Origin of the sequence: Sphingomonas sp. LR55 (assembly GCF_036856015.1) — a bacterium.
In the GTDB taxonomy this organism is placed as follows: Bacteria; Pseudomonadota; Alphaproteobacteria; order Sphingomonadales; family Sphingomonadaceae; genus Sphingomonas.
This window is the reverse complement of the sequence record NZ_JASPFO010000001.1, coordinates 1658225-1675416: the sequence shown is the minus strand read 5'-3', so window position 1 is coordinate 1675416 and position 17192 is coordinate 1658225. Positions and strand designations below refer to the sequence as shown.

General features: G+C 65.9%; 16 protein-coding genes, 2 tRNA genes and 2 pseudogenes. 15 read left to right on the top strand and 5 right to left on the bottom strand.

All coding sequences use genetic code 11. The features are described 5' to 3' along the window. Positions 1 to 2 precede the first annotated feature (2 nt). From gspL to QP181_RS07845, 11 genes are all read left to right on the top strand, one after another. Positions 3 to 1073, top strand: a complete 1071-nt coding sequence (gene gspL / locus QP181_RS07895; protein ID WP_333929589.1) for a type II secretion system protein GspL — start codon at positions 3 to 5, stop codon at positions 1071 to 1073. Continuing rightward, entirely contained in the window at positions 1070 to 2266 is a 1197-nt protein-coding gene (gene gspN / locus QP181_RS07890) for a type II secretion system protein N (protein WP_333928184.1), read from the top strand. The genes gspL and gspN overlap by 4 nt, the downstream gene beginning before the upstream one ends. A 66-nt stretch (positions 2267 to 2332) precedes the next feature. Then, positions 2333 to 2409 (top strand) — tRNA-His (locus QP181_RS07885). A 111-nt stretch (positions 2410 to 2520) separates the two neighbouring features. Beyond that, positions 2521 to 3570: a Leu/Phe/Val dehydrogenase gene (locus tag QP181_RS07880; RefSeq protein ID WP_333928183.1), complete on the top strand. Its 1050-nt coding sequence runs from the start codon at positions 2521 to 2523 to the stop codon at positions 3568 to 3570. 223 nt (positions 3571 to 3793) lie between these two features. Then, the gene (gene ccmC / locus QP181_RS07875) at positions 3794 to 4519 is read left to right on the top strand and encodes a heme ABC transporter permease CcmC (RefSeq protein ID WP_333928182.1); all 726 of its coding nucleotides are present in this window, start codon (positions 3794 to 3796) and stop codon (positions 4517 to 4519) included. After that, entirely contained in the window at positions 4516 to 4644 is a 129-nt protein-coding gene (locus tag QP181_RS07870; RefSeq protein ID WP_333928181.1) for a hypothetical protein, read from the top strand. Before ccmC ends, QP181_RS07870 begins: the two co-directional genes overlap by 4 nt. Continuing rightward, positions 4641 to 5087 (top strand): cytochrome c maturation protein CcmE, encoded by a 447-nt coding sequence (ccmE, locus tag QP181_RS07865; protein WP_333928180.1) that lies wholly within the window; start codon positions 4641 to 4643, stop codon positions 5085 to 5087. Before QP181_RS07870 ends, ccmE begins: the two co-directional genes overlap by 4 nt. Next, positions 5084 to 6997: a heme lyase CcmF/NrfE family subunit gene (locus QP181_RS07860; RefSeq protein ID WP_333928179.1), complete on the top strand. Its 1914-nt coding sequence runs from the start codon at positions 5084 to 5086 to the stop codon at positions 6995 to 6997. The genes ccmE and QP181_RS07860 overlap by 4 nt, the downstream gene beginning before the upstream one ends. After that, positions 6994 to 7521 carry a DsbE family thiol:disulfide interchange protein gene (locus QP181_RS07855; protein ID WP_082441168.1) on the top strand — a complete coding sequence of 176 codons (528 nt, stop codon included), beginning with the start codon at positions 6994 to 6996 and terminating at the stop codon, positions 7519 to 7521. Before QP181_RS07860 ends, QP181_RS07855 begins: the two co-directional genes overlap by 4 nt. Before the next feature lie 131 nt (positions 7522 to 7652). Then, the gene (locus QP181_RS07850; protein ID WP_443027582.1) at positions 7653 to 8036 is read left to right on the top strand and encodes a cytochrome c-type biogenesis protein; all 384 of its coding nucleotides are present in this window, start codon (positions 7653 to 7655) and stop codon (positions 8034 to 8036) included. Continuing rightward, on the top strand, positions 8036 to 8680 hold the full coding sequence (locus QP181_RS07845; protein ID WP_333928178.1) for a tetratricopeptide repeat protein: 645 nt from the start codon (positions 8036 to 8038) through the stop codon (positions 8678 to 8680). The genes QP181_RS07850 and QP181_RS07845 overlap by 1 nt, the downstream gene beginning before the upstream one ends. A gap of 43 nt (positions 8681 to 8723) precedes the next feature. Here QP181_RS07845 and QP181_RS07840 read toward each other — a convergent pair whose 3' ends face one another. Both QP181_RS07840 and ald read right to left on the bottom strand, forming a co-directional pair. Further along, on the bottom strand, positions 8724 to 8942 hold the full coding sequence (locus QP181_RS07840) for a DUF3072 domain-containing protein (protein ID WP_056058060.1): 219 nt from the start codon (positions 8940 to 8942) through the stop codon (positions 8724 to 8726). A gap of 50 nt (positions 8943 to 8992) precedes the next feature. Further along, positions 8993 to 10098 (bottom strand): annotated as a pseudogene (ald, locus tag QP181_RS07835) (alanine dehydrogenase). Between the two features lie 127 nt (positions 10099 to 10225). Between ald and QP181_RS07830 the strand changes: the two are divergent. From QP181_RS07830 to QP181_RS07815, 4 genes are all read left to right on the top strand, one after another. Continuing rightward, positions 10226 to 10666 carry an Lrp/AsnC family transcriptional regulator gene (locus QP181_RS07830; RefSeq protein ID WP_056048254.1) on the top strand — a complete coding sequence of 147 codons (441 nt, stop codon included), beginning with the start codon at positions 10226 to 10228 and terminating at the stop codon, positions 10664 to 10666. A gap of 281 nt (positions 10667 to 10947) precedes the next feature. Next, a complete protein-coding gene (locus QP181_RS07825) occupies positions 10948 to 12846 on the top strand; it encodes a potassium transporter Kup (RefSeq protein WP_443027581.1) in 1899 nt (632 codons plus the stop codon). A gap of 2 nt (positions 12847 to 12848) precedes the next feature. Then, a complete protein-coding gene (locus QP181_RS07820; RefSeq protein ID WP_132896830.1) occupies positions 12849 to 13364 on the top strand; it encodes a 2'-5' RNA ligase family protein in 516 nt (171 codons plus the stop codon). A gap of 66 nt (positions 13365 to 13430) precedes the next feature. Beyond that, positions 13431 to 13507, top strand: a tRNA-Met gene (locus QP181_RS07815). On the opposite strand, the gene fdhD is transcribed toward QP181_RS07815, so the two are convergent. The 3 genes and pseudogenes from fdhD to QP181_RS07800 all read right to left on the bottom strand — a co-directional run bounded on the left by fdhD (position 13486) and on the right by QP181_RS07800 (position 17093). Then, positions 13486 to 14250 carry a formate dehydrogenase accessory sulfurtransferase FdhD gene (gene fdhD / locus QP181_RS07810; RefSeq protein WP_333929587.1) on the bottom strand — a complete coding sequence of 255 codons (765 nt, stop codon included), beginning with the start codon at positions 14248 to 14250 and terminating at the stop codon, positions 13486 to 13488. The genes QP181_RS07815 and fdhD overlap by 22 nt on opposite strands. A gap of 42 nt (positions 14251 to 14292) precedes the next feature. After that, the gene (gene mobA / locus QP181_RS07805) at positions 14293 to 14898 is read right to left on the bottom strand and encodes a molybdenum cofactor guanylyltransferase (RefSeq protein WP_333928177.1); all 606 of its coding nucleotides are present in this window, start codon (positions 14896 to 14898) and stop codon (positions 14293 to 14295) included. Continuing rightward, positions 14805 to 17093 (bottom strand): annotated as a pseudogene (locus QP181_RS07800) (FdhF/YdeP family oxidoreductase). Before QP181_RS07800 ends, mobA begins: the two are co-directional and overlap by 94 nt. Positions 17094 to 17192: the final 99 nt, after the last annotated feature.

Sequence of the window (17192 nt, the reverse complement as noted above, 5' to 3'; positions counted from 1 at the left end):
CTATTCCTTCCCGCCGGCGAGACCGGGTTTCGCTGGATGCGTGTCGCGGACGCGCGCGTGGTCGGGGAGGGGAGGGGATCCCCGATGCGATCGACGACGAGACGATCGCGGTAGCACCGGCGGATGCGGTGACGCTGCACTGGGCAGAGCTGCCGTCGCGTTCGGCAGCGCAGGCGACGGCGGCCGCGCGTATTCTCGCCAGCGAGGCGAGCGCGTCGCCGCTTATCGAACTGCATGTCGCGGTCGGTGACGAAGGCGCGAGTGACCGCCCGATCGGCGTGGTCGGCGTCGCGACGATGCGCGACTGGCTGCGGATGCTTGCCGAGGCGGGTGTCGATCCGGTCGCGCTGATCCCCGCACCGATGCTCCTTCCGCGCCCCGACGAGGGCTATGCGAGGGCGGAGCTGGCCGGGAGCGGCGTCGTTCGTGGTACGTCGAGCGGCTTCGCCGACGAGGCGCGGCTGACTGAGCTCGTAACCGGCGGCACCGCGCCGACCACGATCGACCGCGTCACGCTGGAGGCGGCGATCGTTGCCGCCGCCGCTTCGCCGCCGCTCGACCTGCGCCAAGGGCCGTTCGCACGGCGGCGCAGGTTCGCGATAGACTGGGGGCTGATCCGACGGCTTGCGCTGTTGTTGCTGACGATCCTCGCGGTGACGCTCGCGATCTCGCTCGTCCGCATCGCCAAGTACAGCTTTGGCGCGGATGCGTTGGAGGTTGAGGCAGACACGGTCGCCGTGACCGGCCTGCCGCGCGGCGAGACCGTGGTCGATGCCAGCCGACAGCTCGACGAACGGCTGTCGCGCGTACGCGGGCCGGGGCTCGGCTTCACCAACACGACCGCTGCCGCGTTCGCTGCGATCCGTGCCACGCCGGGGACCGAAGTCACCGGGCTCGATTTCCAGGCGAACGGCGACCTGCGACTGTCGGTCGCGGTCGAACGTGAGGCGCTCGCGACCGACCTCAAGCGTGCGCTCGAAGCAGCGGGCTTCACCGTCCGCGCGGGCGTATTCCAGGCCGCCGCCGGTCGTGTGACGGGTGAACTCACGATCAGCCCGGGGAGCGGACGATGACCGGCTTGAAGACGTGGTTCGAAGGCCGCTCGCTCCGAGAACGTCGCCTATTGCTCGTAATGGCCGCGCTCGCGGTGCTGACCTTGCTGTGGGCGCTGATCATCCGACCGATCGGTGACGGGTTGTCGAGCGCGCGCGAACGCCACGCCAGCGCCGTAACGCGGCTGGGCGAAACGCGCGCGCAGGTCGCGACGTTGCGCGATATCCAGCGTGACCGGGCAAGGCCGCTGACGGGCACGCTGGCGGACACGGTCCGCGCCGAGGCTGACCAAGCCGGCTTCGCGCTCGCGTCACTCGATCAGGACGGCGCGAACCGGGTGCGTGTGGGTATCCAGTCGGCGCGACCGGCGGCGCTGACCGCTTGGCTCGCGCGGCTCGAACGGCTCGGTATCCTCGTCGATTCGGTGGCGATGACCGACAAGGGCGACAAGACCGTCGGCGTCGCGCTCACGTTGAAGGCGCGCGGCATGAGGCGGATCCGTTTGCGCACCGGACCCGCCGCGCTGTTCGGTGGGATGCTGCTGATCGCGCTGATCGTCTTCCTGCCCATGCGCGCGGTGCTCGGCTGGGTCGGGGTCGGCGACGAGGGGCTGGTCGCGCGGCGCGTGTCGGGGACGATCTGGGGCGCGACGCTGACCGAGGCGCGGTTCGGCGATCTCGCGCTCGGCGACCTGCGCGCCCGGTTGTCGCCGCTGCCGCTGCTGGTCGGCCGCGCGACGATCGCCTTTGCCGGGCCCGATTCGGTGTCCGCCAGACCATTGCGCGGATCGGCGAGCGTCAGCCGCCATAGCTTCGGGGTCGATCACATGACCGCGACCGTCGCGACGGGGCGGCTGTTTGCGCCAGTGCCCGTTGCCTCGCTCGATCTCGACGACGTCTCGGTTCGGTTCCGCGACGGCCAGTGCGAGGCTGCCGAGGGTCGGGTCCGCGCGACGCTGGCGGGCGATGTCGGCGGGATCACGTTGCCGCAGTCTGTGAGCGGCACCGCGCGCTGCGACGGCACGGCACTGCTGTTGCCGCTGGCTAGCCAGGCCGGGACCGAGAGCATCGCGCTCAGGATCGAAGGGGCAGGGACCTACCGCGCCGAATTGTCGCTGCGACCGTCCGACCCGCTGGCGGTGCAAAAGCTGGAACAAGCTGGCTTCGTGCGCGGGCCGAACGGCTACCGGCTCGCCATCGAAGGACGTTTTTGACGTCTTTTTGGCAAGTCGACGGTTGACGCCGCCCGGCGACCCCCGCTAGGGGGCGATGCCTACGCGGCGGTCGTAGTTCAATTGGTTAGAGCGTCGGCTTGTGATGCCGGATGTTGCGGGTTCAAGTCCCGTCGGTCGCCCCATTTTCCCTTATTTTCGTAGGCCCCCGCAACGCGGGCGCTTTGGGCTGGTAAAACCGGTCGAAAAATAATATTTCGCGGCCCGGTAATTTTATTCCTCTTCAGGAGCCGGCGATGACAGCGGTTTGGGACCTTCCCGATTTCGACGACCACGAGGGCGTACATGCCTTCACCGATCCCGAATCGGGCCTGCGCGCGGTAATCGCGCTGCACTCGACCAAGCTCGGGCCGGCGGCTGGCGGCACGCGGTTCTGGCATTATGCCGATAACGGGCGTGCGGTGACCGACGCGCTGCGCCTGTCGCGCGGCATGAGCTTCAAGAACGCAATGGCCGGTCTGGAGCTCGGCGGCGGCAAGGGCGTTGTCCTCGCGGCCAAGCCCGGCGACGTCATCACGACGGCACAGCTTGAGGCGTTCGGCCGTGCGGTCGATTCGCTTGGCGGGCGCTATGTGACGGCGGAAGACGTCGGCATGTCCGAAGAGCGGATGAAGGTGATCGCCACGCAGACGCGCTACGTGTCGGGCCTGCCGGTCGCGAGCGGTGCGGCGGGCGGCGATCCCGGGCCGTACACCGCGCTCGGCATCTATCTCGGCGTGAAGGCGGCGGCGGCTCGTGGGCTCGGCGCGACCGACATGAAGGGCGTGCGCGTCGCGATCCAGGGCGTGGGCTCGGTCGGCGGCGGTCTCGCGCGGTTGCTCGCCAAGGACGGCGCGGTGCTGACGCTGGCGGACGTCGACGAGGGGCGTGCGCAGAAGCTGGCGGGCGAACTCGGCGCGACCGCGGTCGCCGCAGAGGCGATTCTGACGACCGAGGCGGATATCTTCAGCCCGAACGCGCTCGGCGCGATCCTGACCGAGATGTCGATCGCGGCGCTGAAGGCGAAGGTCGTCGCCGGCGGTGCGAACAACCAGCTGAGCGTCCGTGAGGACGGCGCGCGCCTGCATGCCCGCGGTATCCTGTACGCGCCGGATTATGTGATCAACGCGGGCGGGATCATCAACGTCGGCCTGGAGTATCTCGGGCAGGGCGATGAGGCCGAGGTGAAGGCACGCATCGCGCGCATCCCCGAGCGCCTGATCCAGGTCTGGGACGAAAGCGACCGCTCGGGCGAGCCATCGTCGGATGTCGCAGACTCGATCGCGAAGCGCCTGATTGGCCGCTGAATACAAGCAGCCTTCGCTCGTTTTGAGGGCGGGCGCTCCGATTACTCCCGTCATCCTGACGAAAGTCAGGATCCAGAGTAACTAAGCGTCGCCCTCTGCGGCCCTGGATCCTGACTTTCGTCAGGATGACGGCGTACGGGGAGGCGCCTCCCTCTTCCCGATGGGGAGAGGGTTCGAAGTCCGAGGTGACAGCCTCGCGATGTTGCCATAATGGCTATGCCCAGTGGCCACTCTACACGCCTTCGCAAATCCCGCGCGCTTCCTGAAGATCGCCAAGACGTTGACGCCGTTGCTCTTCTGGGCCGGCGTCGCGCTGATCGTGCTGGGCTGCTGGGCGGGCTTGACGCAGACCCCGCCGGATTATCTCCAGGGCGAGACCGTCCGCATCCTCTACATCCACGTCCCCGCCGCCTGGCTCGGGATGGGCGGGTGGAGCGGGATCGCGATCTCCAGCATCATGTTCCTCGTCTGGCGCCACCCGCTGGCCAGCGTCGCGGCGCGTGCGATCGCGCTGCCGGGTGCGGTGTTCGCGGCGCTATGTCTCATGACCGGCTCGATCTGGGGGCGGCCGACCTGGGGAACGTGGTGGCAATGGGATGGCCGGCTGACCTCGATGCTGCTGCTGTTCTTCGTCTATCTCGGCTATATGGCGCTCGCGAAGGCCGATGCGGATCGTGGCGGCGATGGGCGCGTGCCGGCGCTGTACGGGATTGCCGGGTCGGTGCTGCTGCCGATCATCCGCTATTCGGTGGTGTGGTGGAATACGCTGCACCAGGGGCCGAGCATCGGTCTGACGCAGTCGACGATCGCGGGTTCGATCCTGTGGCCGCTGCCGATCATGCTGGCCGGGTTCACGTTCGCGTTCGCCGGAATCGTGCTGATGCGGATGCGGACGATGCTGGCGATCACGAAGACCGAAGCGCGTATGCGCAGAATGGCGAGATCATGAATCCCTGGCCGTTCGTGACTGCTGCTTATGCCGTGACGCTGGGCGGCGGCGCAGTCATCGCTCTCCTGAGCTATCTCGCGATGCGGAAGGCCGAGAAGCCTGTCGTGAGCGAAGACGAACGATGAAGGCCAAACATCAACGCCTGACACTGGCGCTGCTGGCACTCGGTGCGGTCGTCGTCGCCGGGCTCCTCGCGCTGTCGGCGCTGAAGGATCAGGCATCATTCTTCTATGCGCCATCCGACGTTCGCCGCGACGGTCTGCCGCTAGGACGCGCGGTGCGGCTCGGCGGAATGGTCGAGGGCGGTTCGGTCAGGCGCGCGGCAGACGGCATCACCGTGCACTTCGTCGTCACCGATGGGCAGGCGACCACCCCGGTCGTCTTCGCAGGGATCGTCCCCGACCTGTTCCGCGAGAAATCCGGCGTCGTCGCCGAAGGCCAGTTCCAGCCCAACGGCAGCTTCGTCGCGTCGAACCTGCTCGCCAAGCACGACGAAAAATACATGCCGCCGGAGATGGCCGGCAAGATGCACGAGACCAAGACGCTCGAACCGGACGCCAAGCCGTGATCGCCGAAGCAGGCCTCGCCGCGCTCTGGTTCGCGGGTGCGCTGGCGGCGTTGCAGCTGGTGATGGCCGCTATTGGCATCGCGCGCGATCGTGAAGACGTTGCGGCGGCGGTCCGGCCGGTCGCGATCGTCCAAGGGTTGCTCGCCGCGCTTGCGATGGCGCTGCTGATTGAACTCTTCCTCGACTCCGACATGTCGGTAAAACTGGTCGTCGAGAACAGTCATTCCGCCAAGCCGTGGCTCTACAAATTCGCCGGCGCGTGGGGGAATCACGAAGGCTCGATGCTGCTCTGGGTGACGATCCTGGGGCTGGCCGGCGGAGCCGTCGCGATCTTCGAGCGCTCGCTGCCCGAACGCACGCTGACCGCGACGCTCGGTGCGCAGGCGACGATCGCACTCGGATTCTACGCGTTCCTGCTGTTCTCCTCGAACCCGTTCGCGCGGCTCAATCCCGCAGCGGCCGATGGCCTCGGGCTCAACCCGCTGTTGCAGGACCCTGGGTTGGCGTTCCACCCGCCGACGCTCTACACCGGCTATGTCGGCCTCTCGGTCGCGTTCTCGTTCGCGGTCGGCGCGCTGGTCACCCGCGACGTCGGGCCGGCGTTTGCGAAAGCGATGCGCCCCTGGGTTCTGGTCGCGTGGATATTCCTGACGCTCGGCATCACCGCGGGCTCGTACTGGGCGTATTACGAGCTCGGCTGGGGCGGCTGGTGGTTCTGGGACCCGGTCGAGAACGCCTCGCTGATGCCGTGGCTCGCCGCCACCGCACTGCTCCATTCGGTGACCGTGCTCGCGACGCGCGACGGCCTGCGAGCCTGGACGATCATGCTGGCGGTCGTCGCATTCTCGATGTCGATGATCGGCACCTTTCTGGTGCGCTCGGGCATCCTGACCAGCGTCCACGCGTTCGCGGTCGATCCGGAGCGCGGCGCGTTCATCCTCGCGTTGCTCGCGATCTACATCGGCGGAGCGCTGGCGCTGTTCGCAGCGCGGATCGGCACCGTTCGCGCGGGCACGACCTTCGATCCGGTCAGCCGCGAAGGCGGGCTGGTCGCGAACAACCTGCTGTTGTCGGTGATCCTCGGGATCGTCCTGATCGGCACGCTCTACCCGATCGTCGCGGCGAGCTTCGGCGTGCAGCTGTCGGTGGGGCCGCCGTTCTTCAACAAGGCGGCGGGGCCGATCGCGTTGCTGCTGGTCGCGGTGATGGCAGTCGGGCCGCTACTGCGCTGGCGCCGTGACGATGCGAAGGCGGTGCTCCGCCGCGTGATGCTGCCGATCGGCGCGACGCTGGTGGCGGCGCTCGCGCTGCTGTTCGTCTGGCCGGGCGTGCTGCCTTGGGCCGGGCTGTCGCTCGCCGCAGGGCTCGCCGTCGCCAGCGTCGCGCCGTTGTGGAAGCGCAATCTCAAGCGCACACCGCTGTTCACCTACGGCATGGTCCTCGCGCATCTCGGCATCGCTGTCAGCTTGGCCGGGATGGCGTCGGATAGCGCGTTTACCAAGGAAACGCTGGCCGCGGTCCGTGCGGGCGAGCCGGCACGGGTCGGACCTTATACCGTGACGCTCGACGGGATCTCGCCGGTGATCGGCGAGAACTGGTCGGCCCTGGAAGCGCGCGTCACCGCAACGCGCGGTAGCAGCGAGAGCATCCTGCGCCCGCAACTCCGCTTCTTCGCCAACCCGCCGACCAGCACAAACGAATCCGCCATTCTCACGGTGCTCGACGGCCAGCTCTATACCGTGCTCGGCCAGCCGGACGGGCAGGGGCGCTGGCAGCTTCGGCTCTGGTGGAAGCCGTTCGTGACCCTCATCTGGCTCGGTGGCGTGCTGATCGCGCTGGGCGGTATGCTGTCGCTGATCGGTCGGGTGCTTCGCGAGCGACGCGCCTCGATGCGGGCTGAATGGGCATGAAGCGGTTCGCGCTCTGGGCGCCGCTGGCGATCTTCGCGCTGCTGTTCGCAGTGGTGGCGAGCGGGCTGTTCCGACCGGCGGAGAAGGTAGTGCGATCGGCGATGGTCGGCAAGCCGCTCCCCGATTTCGCGCTGCCGGCGATGGTCCCCGGCAAGCCGGGCTTGACCAGCGCGTCGTTCCGGCAGGGCAAGCCGCGGTTGCTCAACGTGTTCGCAAGCTGGTGCATCCCGTGCATCGCCGAGGCGCCGCAACTGATGCGCCTGAAGGCAATGGGCGTACCGATCGACGCGATCGCAATCCGCGACACCGCGCCGGCGATCGCTGGATTCCTGCGCCGCAACGGCGATCCGTACGAACGGATCGGCAGCGATCGGGCCAGCCAGGTGCAACTGGCGCTGGGCTCGTCGGGGGTGCCGGAGACGTTCGTGATCGACGGCCGTGGGATCGTCGTGAAGCAGATCATCGGCGATATCCGGCCTGAGAATGTCGCCGAGATCGTGCAAGCCGTGAAGGACGCGCGGTGAAGAGGTCGCACTTCATTCCCCTCCCGCTTGCGGGAGGGGTTAGGGAGGGGCTTCTCGTGTCTCACCAACCGTACGTTTGCGTCCTGCCCTCCCCGACCCCTCCCGCGAGCGGGAGGGAGGTTCTTGCCGCGCTGTTGCTCTGCATCTCGCCGACCTTCGCCCAGCCGGTCACTCCGCCAGCGCATTACGCGAACGTGCAACTTGCCGACCCCGCGCAGGAAGCTTCTGCACGCGCGCTGATGGAGACGCTGCGTTGCCTCGTTTGCCAAGGGCAGTCGATCGCCGATAGCGATGCCGACATGGCTGCAGACATGCGTGCGCTGGTGCGTGAGCGGATCGAGCGCGGGGAGAAGCCTGCGTCGATCCGCGACTGGCTGGTGTCGCGTTACGGCGATTATGTGACGTACGACCCGCCGCTGTCGGGGCTGACGTGGCCGTTGTGGCTGGCGCCGATCCTGCTGCTTGGCATCGGCGGCTGGATCGCGCGGTCGAGCTTCCAGCGGAGGACGGGCTGATGGGTTACGTCTGGCTGGCCGCGATCGGGGTGGGAGCGTTTGCGCTGCTCGCGGTATTGAAGGTGAACCGGGTTCTTTGGACAATGGTCGCGGCGGCGCTGATGCTCGGCGCGGCGGGCTATGCGTGGCAGGGCCAGCCAGGGCTTGCCGGCCATGAAGTGTCCACCGGACTTGCAGCAACGCCGGACGACAGCGCGATGCTCGAACTGCGCGACCAGATGCTCGAGCGGTATACGGGCGCGGCGGCGTACCTGGTTGCGGCGGACGCGATGACGCGGATCGGCGACCGTCGCGCGGCTGTGCAGGTGTTGCTTGGAGGGCTCAGGATCGCCCCGAAGAGCGTGGTAATGTGGACCGGGCTCGCCAACGCGCTGGCGGCGCATGATGCCAACCAAGTTTCGCCACCCGCTTTGTTCGCATTCCAGCAAGCGATGCGGTTAGCGCCGAAGCATCCTGCGCCGCCGTTCTTTCTCGGACTGGCCTATGTGCGAGCGGGAGAGTTCGCGACGGCTCGCCCGTATTGGGCAAAGGCGCTGGCGTTGACGCCAGCCAACATTTCATACCGAGGCGAGATCGCCACTCGGCTCGCGCTGCTGGATCGGTTTATAGCTATGCAAGATACGCCGGACGCCGGCCAAAAATAATCTCGTCATCCTAGGGCAAGCCCAAGATGACGAGATTAAGCGCTTACTGCCCGCGACCGGTCTTCGACTGCAGTTCGTCGATCTTCTTCGACGCATCCGCCTTGGTCAGCGTCTCGTCAAATTCCTCATGCGCTTCCTCGGACAGCGTCTTGAGGTAGCTCGCCTGCGCACCGGTCATCTTTTCGTCGCCGGTGGTCCAGTCGTCCGGGTCCTTCTCGGCGTTCGAGAACGGTTCGGACTTGGGGTTCGGGGTGTCGGACATTGGAAATTCCTTTCCCTGTCCAACACCCGTGTTCCGTATCCGTTCCCGAGTCAGCCGGACCATGCTTCGTAAGGTAAACCTAGATCATCGGCGACCGCCTTGTACGCGATCTTGCCCTTGTAGACGTTCAGCCCGTTGGCGAGGTGCGGGTCGGCCTTCATCGCGGCCTCGGCACCCAGGTTGGCGAGCTTCAGGGCGAACGGCAGCGTCGCATTGTTCAGCGCGAACGCCGACGTGCGCGCCACCGCGCCGGGCATGTTGGCGACGCAATAGTGGATCACGCCGTCGACCTCGAACACCGGATCCTCGTGCGTCGTCGCGTGCGACGTCTCGAAGCACCCGCCCTGGTCGATCGCGATGTCGACCAGCACCGAGCCGCGCTTCATCGTCTTCAGCATCTCGCGCGTAACGAGCTTGGGTGCAGCGGCCCCGGCACCAGCACCGCACCGATCACCAGATGCGCGTTCTTCACCGCCGCGGCGATCGCGGCCTTCGACGCATACGCCGTCTTGATCTGGCTGGAGAAGAACATGTCGAGTTCGGCGAGGCGATCGTTCGAGATGTCGTAGATCGTCACGTCGGCGCGCATGCCGACCGCCATCTGCGCCGCGTTGACGCCCGACACGCCGCCGCCGAGGATCGCGACTTTGGCAGGCGCGACACCGGGCACGCCGCCGAGCAGAACGCCACGTCCGCCCTGCTCCTTTTCGAGATAATGCGCGCCGACCTGCACCGACATGCGGCCTGCGACCTCGGACATCGGCTTCAGCAACGGCAGGCCGCGACGGTTGTCGGTGACGGTCTCGTACGCGATGCAGGTCGCGCCGGACTTCATCAGCCCCTCGGCCTGCGGCTTGTCGGCAGCGAGGTGGAGGTAGGTAAAGAGCAGGTGGCGCGGTTCGAGCATCGCGATCTCGCTCGGCTGCGGCTCCTTCACCTTCACGATCATGTCGGCGCCGGCGAACACCGCGGCTGCGGTTGGCAGGATCGTCGCGCCTGCGTCGATATAGTCCTGGTCCTCGAAATCGATGCCCGATCCGGCCTGCGTCTCGACGACGACCTCGTGACCGGCGGCGACCAGTTCGGCGACCGATGGCGGGGTCAGGCCGACGCGATATTCGTGGTTCTTGATTTCCTTGGGGACACCGACGCGCATTGATTCCACTCCATTATCGTTTGCGCCATACTAGCGCGACTTGGACGGGAAGGGTTCGCAAACTGGTCGCGGTGCGATACCGCTTCTGCAAGATGATTGCATCCTTTGCCCTCGAAACGGGATAATCTTGAGCATCACGATCGAACGCAGGATTCTGGACCTGCTCGCCGCCAATTCCGACCTGACCAGCGCCGAGCTCGGCGACGCGGTTGGCCTATCGGCCAGCGCCGCGCATCGCCGGGTCGCACAGCTTCGGGAGAGCGGCGCCATCGTCGGTTACCGTGCGGTGCTGTCGCAGGCAGCGCGCGGTGATCCGAGCATTGTCCTCGTCAACGTCACGCTGCGGGATCAGCGCAAGGAAACGATGGCGGCGTTCGAGGCGGAGATCGTCGAGTGTCCGCAGGTCGTGCAATGCTTCCTGATGAGCGGGGAGGCGGACTACATGCTCCACGTCGAGATCCGCCACGGCGAGACGTTCGAGCGCATCCACCGCGAGACCTTGTCGCAACTGCCCGGGGTAACGCGGCTGGCGTCGCACTTCGTCATCCGTGAAGTGATCCGGCGATAGTGTTTTCCTGCGAACGCAGGAACCCAGGGCCAAGAACACCAGCGCCTGTTACCCTGGGCTCCTGCGTTCGCAGGAGAACCGGAGTGTTCTCACCTCAAGCGCTGGCGCGATCAGCCCCAGTTAATCCACGTTGCCCGCCCCGCCGTTGCCGCCTCCCGGCCCGCATGCTAAATGCGCGCGCTTGGGGCACAGGGTGAAATCGGAAATTCGATGAAGATTGCTGCACTTCCGGGTCGATTCACCGTCCAGTGAGCGTCGACCAGACCGCCGCGGCCTCGACCGTGCCACCCGCCAATCTCGATCTCGAGACGGGGCATCACAACTCCGACGGCATGCTGAAGCTCGCCTTCGGTGCGATCGGCATCGTCTTCGGCGATATCGGTACCAGCCCGCTCTACGCCTTCCGCGAGACCTTCGCCGGCCACCACAAGCTCGCGCTCGACGCGGCACACATCATGGGCGTCATCAGCCTGATGTTCTGGTCGATGATGATCGTCGTGACGGTCAAGTACGTCATCATCATCATGCGTGCCGACAACAAGGGCGAGGGCGGCAGTCTCGCGCTGCTCGCACTCGTCTCGGGCAAGACGAAGACCAAGCGCTGGAGCAAGGGCATCATCCTGCTCGGCGTGTTCGCGACTGCGCTGTTCTATGGCGACAGCATGATCACGCCCGCCGTCTCGGTGTTGTCCGCCGTCGAAGGCCTCGCCGTCGCCGCGCCCGCGTTCGCCGGCCTGGTACTGCCGATCGTCATCGTCATCCTGATCGGGCTGTTCTGGGTGCAGAAAAGCGGCACCGCGCGGATCGGCCTCGTCTTCGGGCCGATCATGCTGGTGTATTTCAGCGTGATCGCGGTGCTCGGTATCCTCAGCATCGTCCAGACCCCCGAGGTGCTCTGGGCGCTGTCGCCGCACTATGCGGTCGAGTTCTTCATCATCGATCCCGAGCGGGCGTTCTTGGCACTCGGATCGGTCGTCCTTGCAGTCACCGGCGCGGAAGCGCTGTATGCTGACATGGGCCACTTCGGGCGCAAGCCGATCGGCTTGTCGTGGCTGTTCTTCGTGCTCCCGGCGCTGATCCTCAACTATATGGGGCAGGGCGCGCTACTGTTTCGCGATGGTCGCGAAGCCTTGGTCAGCCCGTTCTACAATCTCGCGCCCGAAAGCCTCCAGCTCCCGCTCGTGATCCTCGCGACGATGGCTGCCGTCATTGCCTCGCAGGCTGTCATATCCGGCGCGTTCTCGGTGACGCAGCAGGCGATCCAGCTGGGCTTCATCCCGCGGCTGCGCATCGAGCACACCAGCGCCTCGACCGCCGGCCAAATCTACATCCCGCTCGTCAACGGCGCACTGATGGTCATGGTGATCCTGCTCGTGCTGTTCTTCCGCACCTCGTCGAACCTGACGAGCGCGTACGGGATCGCGGTCACGGGAGCGATGTTCATCGACACGTGCCTGCTCGGCGTCGTGCTGTTCCGCCTCTGGAACTGGCCGAAGATCGCCGCGATCCCGTTGCTGGCGATCTTCTTCACCGTCGACGGCGCCTATTTCGCGGCCAACCTTACCAAGGTGCCCGCCGGCGGGTGGTTCCCGCTGCTGGTCGGGTTCATCATCTTCACCTTCCTGACGACCTGGTCGAAGGGGCGGCAGTTGATGATCGACCGGATGCATGAGGCCGCGATGCCGATCAAGGTGTTCATCGGCTCGGCGGCCAGCTCGGCGTCACGCGTGCCGGGTACGGCGGTGTTCATGACCTCCACCGCGGACGGCGTGCCACATGCGCTGCTCCACAACCTCAAGCACAATAAGGTGCTGCACGAGCGCGTCATCCTGCTGACCGTCAAGATCGTCAGTCAGCCCTATTGGCCCGCCAACGACCGTGCGGTGCGCGAGGAGCTTGGCAGCGGCTTCCACCGGCTCGTGCTGCGCTATGGCTTCATGGAGGATGCCGACGTGCCTGCGGCGCTGCGGCAGGTCCATAATTGCGGTGCGGACTTCAAGATGATGGACACCAGCTTCTTCCTGTCGCGGCAGACGCTGCTCGCGTCGGACAAGCCCGGCATGATGATCTGGCGCGAAAAACTGTTCGCGTGGATGCTTCGCAATGCGGAAAGCGCGATGGAGTTCTTCCGCCTGCCAACCAACCGTGTGGTCGAGCTCGGTAGCCAGATCGAGATCTGATCATGACGGATACGCTGCCAGCCCCGATCATCGTCACCGCCTTGTTCGGTCGCCAGGACACCGCGTTCTTCGACTCGATGCGCCGCGAGCATTTTCCGCCCGAGCGCAACCAGCTCGATGCGCATCTGACGCTGTTCCACCATCTGCCGCCCTCGGGGCTCGACGAGCTCAAGCACCGCCTGAACCAAGAAACGCGCGGCATTCGCTCCCCGCAGGCGCGCGTCGGCGGCCTGATGTCGCTTGGTCGCGGTGTCGCCTACCGGATTGAGTCCCCCGAGCTCGTCGGCATCCGGGAGCGCCTCGCTGACGCGTTCACCGGCATGCTGACGCCGCAGGACGCTGGCGGCTGGCGTCCGCACGTCACGATCCAGAATAAGGTCAGCCCGCAGGTAGCCAAGCTTTTGCTCGGCAATCTGCAGCGCGATTTCACCCCGAAGGACGTCGAAATAGCCGGTCTGGGCGCGTGGTGGTATCGTGGCGGACCCTGGGAAGCGATTTCCCGGCACATGTTCGCTTGACCGTCCGGAAACCGCTTCCTATAGGCCGCGCCTCGCAGGGAAGAATGCTTCCCTGACGGACGGTACGGCGAAGTAGCTCAGTTGGTTAGAGCACGGGAATCATAATCCTGGGGTCGGGGGTTCAAGTCCCTCCTTCGCTACCATTTTCAAATACATTCCACGGGTCGTTGACCACCAGGATCGCGTCGCTGCGAGCGAGCGCTAGCAATGTCAGCCCATGTTCGCGGGCGTGGTCGATCGCCAGGCTGGTCGGGGCGGAGATACCCACCAGCATCGGCGCGCCGGCGATCAGCGCCTTGTCGACCATCTCGAAGCTGATCCGCGACGTGACCAGGATGAAGCCGTCGACGGGCTGCGCAGCGATCGCCAGTCCGCCGACCAGCTTGTCGAGCGCGTTGTGGCGACCGACGTCTTCATAGGCCGCGATGACCTTTCCTGAGCGATCACAGGCTGCGGCCGCATGAATTGCCCCTGTAGCGGCGTTGAGCGGCTGATGGGCGCGTAACCCGGCCAAGGCGGCAAACAGCGCGGAGACGGGCGTGGCGGGCCTTGGCGGCGTTCTGGGCACCGGTTTGCGCAGTTGCTCGAGCCCGGAGATTCCGCAGAGCCCACAGCTCGTATCGCTGGTCCGATGGCGGACGCGGTCGTGAATGCGGCCCTTGCAGCGCTCGGACAGCCCGACGCGGACGATCCAGCCGGCCTCCGCCTCGAAGACATCGATGTCTCGGACATCGTCGGCGCTGTCGGCAAGTCGCTCGGTCAGCAGGAAACCGGTGGTGAACTCGGCCAGATCGGCTGGGGTCATCATCATCACCGCATAGCCGAGCCCGTCGATCTCGATCGCGACCGGTACCTCGATCGCGATCGCACGCTCGCCCGCAGTGATCGAGATCGGGGCGCAGGATCTTGATCGGCAATGTCCGTGAAATCATAGGAGGGCGAGGTCTTCCGGGGTGTTGATGTTGACGATCGGTCCGCCAGCCGGGATCGGCAGCGCGCCGATCGCCTCGGCCCAGCCACGCACCGACCGTCTCTGCGATGCCGCAATATGCGCGATCAGCGTGGCGGTCGACGCGGTTTCCCAATGGCCTAGCACGGGCGCTTCGGGGCAGTAGGCGGGCGCCCGTCGCAACAATGCGTCGAGCAGCCCGCGCGGCAGCCGCGGCATGTCGCAGGCGATCGTCAGGATCGACGTGAACCCGAGCCCGTTGGCGTACTGGAGCGCGCCTGCGATACCGCCCAGCGGACCAAGCCCGGGGCAGGGCAGGTCGGGGATCGCGCCATCCGGCCCGACGATCACCACTTGGTCGACATGATGCAACAGCAGTTCGCGCGCATGTTCGGCGAGCGCGCGACCGTCGAACATCGCGCGCGCCTTGTCCGACCCGAACCGCGACGATCGCCCGCCCGCCAGGACGACACCAAGAACATGCGGTTGGGTCAGCGCGTCTTCTCGATCCGCACAGGCACCGATTTCGCGGCGGGCACATGGCTTTCGCGGGCATGGTGAGCAACCGGCATGAGCAAATTGCACTCCGGGTAATACGCACCCAGGCAACCCTCGGGGATCGAATATTCGACCACGCGGAGCTTGTTCAGGCGACGGTCCGAATTGCCGCCGGCATCGCCGACCAGATCGACGTCGTCGCCATCGGTGATGCCCATCCGGATCATGTCGCTTCGGTTCATGAAGACGATGTCGCGCGTGCCCTTCACGCCGCGGAAGCGGTCGTGATAACCATAGACGGTCGTGTTGAACTGGTCGTTCGACCGCAGCGTCATCAGGCGGAAGCGACCCTCCGCCTCCTCGAATCCGGTGACGTTCAGCGCCTGTGGAATGTTGATTTCCGCCTTGCCGCTCTCGGTCTTCCATTCGCGATGTGCGGCCGGGACGCCCTTCCAGAAGCCGCCAGGCGTGAACATCTGGTCGTTGAAGTTCTTGAACAGGTCCGGATACGTCACCTCGATCGCATCGCGGACACGCGCATAATCGCGCACCCATGCATCCCAGTCGAGCTTCGGATTGGGCGCGAGCGTCGCCTTGGCGATCCCGGCGACGATCGCCGGCTCAGACAGCAGCGTCTCCGCGGCGGGCGTGGCCTTGCCCTTCGAGCCGTAGATCTGGCTGAACAGAATCCTCGATCGACACGCTCTGCGGCCCGGTGCCCTGCATATCGGTCTCGATCTCGCCCGAGGCAGGGAAGCAGATACGACGTCTCGCCCGGCAGCAGGTGCGAGCGATTGAGTTTGGTCGCGATATGCACGGTCAGGTCGAGCCCGCGCCATTTCGGCTCCATCCGCGCATGGTCCGGGATCGCGCGAACGAAATTGCCGCCGAGACCGATAAAGGCCTGCGCGCTACCATCGAGGACCGCCTCGCAGGCTTCGACCGTATCCCAGCCCTTGGCGCGCGGCGGCTCGAACCCGTATTGCCCCGCGAGTTTGTCGAGCGGCGCGAGTTCAGGCTTCTCGGTGATGCCAACGGTGCGCTGGCCCTGCACGTTCGAGTGGCCACGAACCGGGCCCATGCCCGCGCCGGGCTTGCCGATGTTGCCGCGGAGCAGCATCAGATTGACGACCATGTGGACGTTGTCGATCCCGCCGACATGCTGGGTCAGGCCCATGCCGTACACCGCGATGACTGCCTTCGACTTGGCATAGACCTTTGCGGCTGCCTCGATCTCGGTCCGGGGCAGGCCGCTCTCATGCTCGATCGTCGCCCAATCGGTCGCGCGCGACCTCGGCGAAAGCCTCGAATCCGGTCGTGTGCTCGGCGAGAAACGCGTGGTCGAGCACCGGCAGGCCGTTGATCCGCTTGGCGTTGTCGTCGGCCTCGATGAGATATTTGCACATCCCCATGATCGCGCCGACGTCGCCGCCGGTCTTGAGCTGGTGGTATTGCGACGCGATCGGCGTCGACTTGCCCGTGACCATCTCGATCGGGTTCTGCGGGTCCTGGAATTTCTCCAGCCCTCGCTCCTTAAGCGGGTTGAAGACGACGATCTCGACGCCACGCTTCGCACAGTCGCGCAACGGATGCAGGAACCGCGGGCTGTTCACCCCCGGATTCTGCCCGAAATAGAAGATCGCGTCGCACTTCTCGTAATCCGAGAGATGGATCGTGCCGACCGCCGAACCGATCGCCGACTTGAGGCCGACCGACGTCGTCTCGTGGCACATATTGGAGCTGTCAGGCAGGTTCTGGCTGCCATACATCCGCGCGAGCAGGCTATACATGTACGACGTCTCAAGGCTGGCGCGGCCAGAGGCGTAGAAGATGACCTTGGTCGGATCATAGGTCTTCAGCTTGGCGCCGATACCCGCGAACGCCTCATCCCAGCTGCACGCGGCGTATTTGTCAGTCGCGGCATCATATTTCAGCGGATGTGTGAGGCGCCCGGCCTGTTCGAGATCATAGTCCTTCCAGCCGATCAGTTCGCTGACCGTATGCTGCTCGAAGAACGCCGGCGTCACGCGGAACGAGGTCAGCTCCCAAGCGGTCGCCTTGGCACCGTTCTCGCAGAACTCCGCAACGTGCGGGTGCGCGGGTTTGCCCCAGGCGCAGCTCACGCACGCAAAACCGTCCGGCTTGTTCTGGCGCGCGAGCTCGCGAATCACCTCCGGCCCAACCTTCTCGCGCGCCGAAATCTCGACCAGCGACTTCATCGAGCCCCAGCCGCCTGCTGGTGCGGTGTAGTCTTCGATCTCTACGGTCCGGTCGTCGCTCATGCTCATCTCCGCTTTTGACCTCTAACGAAGCGGCAAAGCTTTCGATGCAGGCGGCACAGATTTACCGGCGGTTCAAATCCGGGCTCCGATCGCCTAGAT

Excerpts from the sequence above, each read along its gene's own strand:
- gspN (WP_333928184.1), top strand. The coding sequence starts at position 1,070 with ATGACCGGCTTGAAGACGTGGTTCGAAGGCCGCTCGCTCCGAGAACGT.
- QP181_RS07880 (WP_333928183.1), top strand. The coding sequence starts at position 2,521 with ATGACAGCGGTTTGGGACCTTCCCGATTTCGACGACCACGAGGGCGTA.
- QP181_RS07870 (WP_333928181.1), top strand. The coding sequence starts at position 4,516 with ATGAATCCCTGGCCGTTCGTGACTGCTGCTTATGCCGTGACGCTGGGC.
- ccmE (WP_333928180.1), top strand. The coding sequence starts at position 4,641 with ATGAAGGCCAAACATCAACGCCTGACACTGGCGCTGCTGGCACTCGGT.
- QP181_RS07855 (WP_082441168.1), top strand. The coding sequence starts at position 6,994 with ATGAAGCGGTTCGCGCTCTGGGCGCCGCTGGCGATCTTCGCGCTGCTG.
- QP181_RS07845 (WP_333928178.1), top strand. The coding sequence starts at position 8,036 with ATGGGTTACGTCTGGCTGGCCGCGATCGGGGTGGGAGCGTTTGCGCTG.
- QP181_RS07840 (WP_056058060.1), bottom strand. The coding sequence starts at position 8,942 with ATGTCCGACACCCCGAACCCCAAGTCCGAACCGTTCTCGAACGCCGAG.
- QP181_RS07820 (WP_132896830.1), top strand. The coding sequence starts at position 12,849 with ATGACGGATACGCTGCCAGCCCCGATCATCGTCACCGCCTTGTTCGGT.